This is a genomic window from Neobacillus drentensis, assembly GCF_036965425.1.
Lineage (GTDB): Bacteria > Bacillota > Bacilli > Bacillales > Cytobacillaceae > Neobacillus > Neobacillus drentensis_F.
On the sequence record NZ_JBALPP010000161.1, the window covers coordinates 1351 to 5865 of the forward strand.

The 4515-nt window shown below is 38.4% G+C and carries 5 protein-coding genes; all 5 read left to right on the forward strand.

Annotated elements, in window-relative coordinates; all coding sequences use genetic code 11:
- Positions 1-932 (forward strand): ring-cleaving dioxygenase (locus V7161_RS28515; RefSeq protein ID WP_335716167.1); only part of this gene is annotated, 932 nt, incomplete at its 5' end.
- 95 nt (positions 933-1027) lie between these two features.
- The gene (locus tag V7161_RS28520; RefSeq protein WP_335716168.1) at positions 1028-1972 is read left to right on the forward strand and encodes a ring-cleaving dioxygenase; all 945 of its coding nucleotides are present in this window, start codon (positions 1028-1030) and stop codon (positions 1970-1972) included.
- Entirely contained in the window at positions 1969-2574 is a 606-nt protein-coding gene (locus V7161_RS28525) for an alpha/beta hydrolase (protein ID WP_335716169.1), read from the forward strand. Before V7161_RS28520 ends, V7161_RS28525 begins: the two co-directional genes overlap by 4 nt.
- Before the next feature lie 102 nt (positions 2575-2676).
- Positions 2677-3342 carry an NAD(P)H:quinone oxidoreductase gene (gene wrbA / locus V7161_RS28530; protein ID WP_168244441.1) on the forward strand — a complete coding sequence of 222 codons (666 nt, stop codon included), beginning with the start codon at positions 2677-2679 and terminating at the stop codon, positions 3340-3342.
- Positions 3343-3474: 132 nt separating this feature from the next.
- Entirely contained in the window at positions 3475-3903 is a 429-nt protein-coding gene (locus tag V7161_RS28535) for an organic hydroperoxide resistance protein (RefSeq protein WP_335716170.1), read from the forward strand.
- Positions 3904-4515: the final 612 nt, after the last annotated feature.

Sequence of the window (4515 nt, forward strand, 5' to 3'; positions counted from 1 at the left end):
AGAAAACGATGGGTATTCACCATATAACAGCAATTGTAGGGCATCCGCAGGAAAATGTAGATTTCTATGCTGGAGTTCTAGGGTTACGATTAGTGAAACAAACGGTAAATTTTGATGATCCTGGTACTTATCATCTTTATTTCGGTAATGAAGGCGGAAAACCGGGTACGATTATTACCTTTTTCCCATGGGCTGGTGCTCGTCAAGGAATTATTGGTGATGGTCAAGTAGGGGTCACTTCTTATGTTGTTCCGAAGGGCGCTATGGAATTTTGGGAAAATAGATTGGAAAAATTCAACGTTTCATTCACTAAAATGGAACGCTTTGGAGAGCAATATTTAGAATTTGATGATCCACATGGACTTCACTTGGAAATTGTGGAAAGAGAAGGAGGGGAAGTCAATACATTCACTTTCGGTGGGGTAACTCCTGAAGTTGCTATCAAAGGGTTTGGCGGCGCAACTCTTTTATCTGCACAACCTAATAAAACCGGAGAATTGTTAGAAAATGTAATGGGACTTGAATTAATCGGAAAAGAAGGAGATTTCGCTCGTTATCGTTCTTCTGCAGATATCGGAAATATTATCGACCTAAAATTAACTCCTATTGGACGCGGTCAAATGGGTGTAGGAACAGTACACCACATTGCATGGCGCGCTAAAGATGACCAGGATCAATTGGATTGGAAGAGGTATGTTGAGGCGAACGGTTATGGTGTTACACCTGTACAGGATCGAAACTACTTTAATGCCATTTACTTTAGAGAACATGGGGAAATTCTATTTGAAATTGCAACAGATCCTCCAGGATTTACTCATGATGAATCATTGGCGACGATGGGAGAAAAATTGATGTTGCCATCACAATACGAACCGCATAGAGGAGAAATTGAGCAAGTATTGATTCCGATTGAAGTAAGAGAATTAGAGTAATTCACGAAAAGGAATAATTGTTTCGATGTACCTAGCCGTAGATACAGATAGAGAAGGTTAAATTCAATCCCATTACTGAAATGGAGTAGATAAAGATGCAAAAAACAGCAGGGATCCATCATATAAGTGCGATGGTAAACGATGCTCAAAGGACTATTGATTTTTATGCTGGTGTACTTGGGTTAAGGCTCGTTAAAAAAACGATAAATTTTGATCGTCCAGAGGTTTATCATCTTTATTTTGGAAATAAAAAGGGCCAGCCTGGAACGGTTATCACTTTTTTTCCATGGCCTAAACAGCTAAAAGGTCGAATTGGAACAGGACAGGTGGGTGTGACAAGTTATATTATCCCAAAGGGCTCGATTCAATTTTGGAAGAAACGCTTGCAAAAATTCAATATTGAATTTATTTCATCCGTTCGGTTTGGGGAAAGTTATTTGAAATGTAATGACCCTGATGGTCTTCAGCTTGAACTGATTGAACGTGATGAAGGACCAATGAATAATTGGAACTTTGGGGGAGTTCAGGCAGAGAATGCTATTAAAGGGTTTGGCGGCGCTGTTCTTTTGTCTGCTCAGCCGCATAAGACCACAGACATGCTGGAAAATATTATGGGATTGGAATGCATTGGGCAAGAAGATGAATTCTTAAGATTTAAAGCTGAAGGACAACTTGGAAATACTATTGATATCATGCTAAATCCCACAGTCCGTGGACTAATGGGGGCAGGAACGGTTCACCATATAGCATGGAGAGCTAAGGATGACGAAGACCACAGCAGGTGGAGAATGCTTCTCCAAGATAAGGGATATCATCCGACAGAAATTCTTGATCGGAACTACTTTAAAGCTCTTTATTTTCATGAAGAAGGGGGAATCCTCTTCGAAATAGCGACCGACCCGCCAGGCTTTACGGTTGATGAACCTGTCGCTGAACTTGGAAAAAAACTTATGTTACCTTCATGGTTAGAGTCAAAGCGTGAAGAATTAGAAGAAACCTTACCCCATGTGGAGGTTCGCGTTCTGGAAGGAGATAAATGATGAAATATATATTTAATAAGGGGACTGATCCATCAAAACCAACTTTACTGTTGCTGCACGGTACAGGTGGAAATGAATTAGACCTGCTGCCACTTGCGGGAAGAATTGATGAGGAGGCTTCAGTATTAAGTGTTCGGGGAAATATATTGGAAAATGGAATGCCGCGATTTTTCCGAAGATTAGCTGAAGGAGTATTTGATGAAGAAGATTTAATATTCCGAACAAAAGAATTAAATGAGTTTCTCGATGAAGCATCACAAAAATATGATTTTGACCGAAATAATATTATTGCTATCGGGTATTCTAATGGTGCAAATATTGCGGCAAGTTTATTATTCCACTATCAAAATGCATTGAAGGGTGCCATTCTTCATCATCCAATGGTGCCGAGAAAAGGAATTGATCTTCCAGATTTGTCAGGGAAGTCAGTATTTATTGCTGCTGGAACAAATGACCCAATCTGCTCACCATTGGAATCGGCTGAACTTCAATCGTTACTTGAGGATGCAAACGCAAGGGTTGAACTTCATTGGGAGAATAGAGGCCATCAGTTAACCGGTGAAGAGGTAGAAGCCGCGGCTCATTGGTATCGCAAACTATAATTAAATAATGTAAATCAACTGTTTTTGAAAAGAAACAAAAAAAAGAACGGCTTTATTTGAATATTAATTGAAAATGATTGAGAAAATAGGTGGTGTATTAAAATGGGTTTTTTATCTAAACTATTTGGGGATTCATCAGAAAAGGAGATCGAAACAATGACAAATGTAAAATTAGCCGTAATTTATTACAGCATGGGTGGAACAAACTATCAATTAGCAAAATGGGCTGAAGAAGGAGCGAAAGAAGCGGGTGCTGAAGTAAAAGTATTAAAAGTCCCTGAACTTGCACCACAATCAGTTATTGAAGGAAATCCAGGTTGGAAAGCTCATGTTGAAGCAACGAAGGCAGTACCTGAAGTAACATTAAATGATTTAGAATGGGCAGATGCCATTATCTTCAGTGTACCTACGCGATTTGGTAACATGCCTGCACAAATGAAGCAATTTTTGGATACAACTGGAGGTTTATGGTTTAACGGAAAGCTTGTAAACAAAGTAGTAAGCGCCATGGCTTCTGCACAAAATCCTCATGGCGGTCAAGAGGCAACAATTTTATCCCTGTATACCACCATGTATCATTGGGGTGCAATTGTAGCAGCTCCTGGTTATACAGATCCAGTCACCTTCGGAGCAGGTGGTAACCCTTATGGAACAAGTGTTACTGTTGGACAAGATGGGAAAATGATCGAAGATGTTCAGGCAGCTGTTAAACATCAAGCTAAACGTACCGTTACAGTTGCGGAGTGGGTTAAAAAAGCGAACCAATAAAATTCTGATCGAAAAGAAAAGCTAGTCGGAAAATTTCCGATTTTTCAAAATGCTAAGTTTTGAGTAAAGGGTAATAAGCTCTATCTTTGTGAACATTAAGGCAAGACATAATCCTCAAAAAGGAGAATATCGATGACTACAAAACCATTATTCACATCATCTGCAACAGCTCGTGGAGGAAGACAAGGTAGAGTTGAATCGTCTGATGAAAAGCTAAAACTCGATTTAGCAATGCCAGGCTCCCCAAGAGCGAAAGAATTCCCAAACGCTACCAACCCTGAACAGTTGTTCGCTTGTGGTTACTCCGCCTGTTTTGATGGAGCTTTACAGCACATTGCAAGGCAAGAACATGTCAAATTCGAATCACAAGTAACGGCAAATGTAGATTTCTTAAAAGATGAGGCTGATCAAGGATTCAAAATTGCCGTAACGTTGCAAGTAAAAGGGACTGGTGTGGAAAAGGGAAAATTAGAAGACCTTGTACATAAGGCTCATGAGTTCTGTCCATACTCAAAAGCAACTAGAGGGAATATTGACGTCACTCTCCAGGTTGTTGAATAAATAATATAGTGGTTGGAACTAAATTATTTCTTAGCATGAAAGATCTAAGACACCAATATAGATTAAAACGCCTCAGACAAAATCTGAGGCGTTTTAAGCATAAATGTTCAAATTAACTGATGTATATCTGTTGTGATTTAAACTAAGTAAATTATAGATTAACAATCGTTCTTCCACGTATTTTTCCTTCTAAAATATCCTTTAAAACTCCAGGAAGTATTAATGAGATTTCCTTTGCTACGTCTTCATTTAAGATTGTTGGTTTAAGATCATCACCCAGATCCCCAAACTTTTATTCGCTTATTCATTTGACATTGAACTGAGTCAATACCGATCCAATTGACGCCTTTGTATGTTTATTCATCATATTCATAGCTTACAGGTTTCCTTTTTAGAATTTTTTAAGGTGAAAGTCAATGATATTTTTACCCAGACAGACATTAGGAGCCACTCCTATTTTCCATGGACGTTCATTATTGAATCTGAGAGAATCCTTTATTCTTTAAATTGTTCACATACACTGAACAATAAAAAATACTTCCACTAATAATTAAGTGTATTAAAAATAACTAATATCTTAATAGTAACGGAAATGTTAACACTTTAAAAATT

Bases quoted from the DNA above. Each gene is read 5' to 3' on its own strand.
- V7161_RS28525 (WP_335716169.1), top strand. From the start codon at position 1,969: ATGATGAAATATATATTTAATAAGGGGACTGATCCATCAAAACCAACT.
- V7161_RS28535 (WP_335716170.1), top strand. From the start codon at position 3,475: ATGACTACAAAACCATTATTCACATCATCTGCAACAGCTCGTGGAGGA.
- V7161_RS28520 (WP_335716168.1), top strand. From the start codon at position 1,028: ATGCAAAAAACAGCAGGGATCCATCATATAAGTGCGATGGTAAACGAT.
- wrbA (WP_168244441.1), top strand. From the start codon at position 2,677: ATGGGTTTTTTATCTAAACTATTTGGGGATTCATCAGAAAAGGAGATC.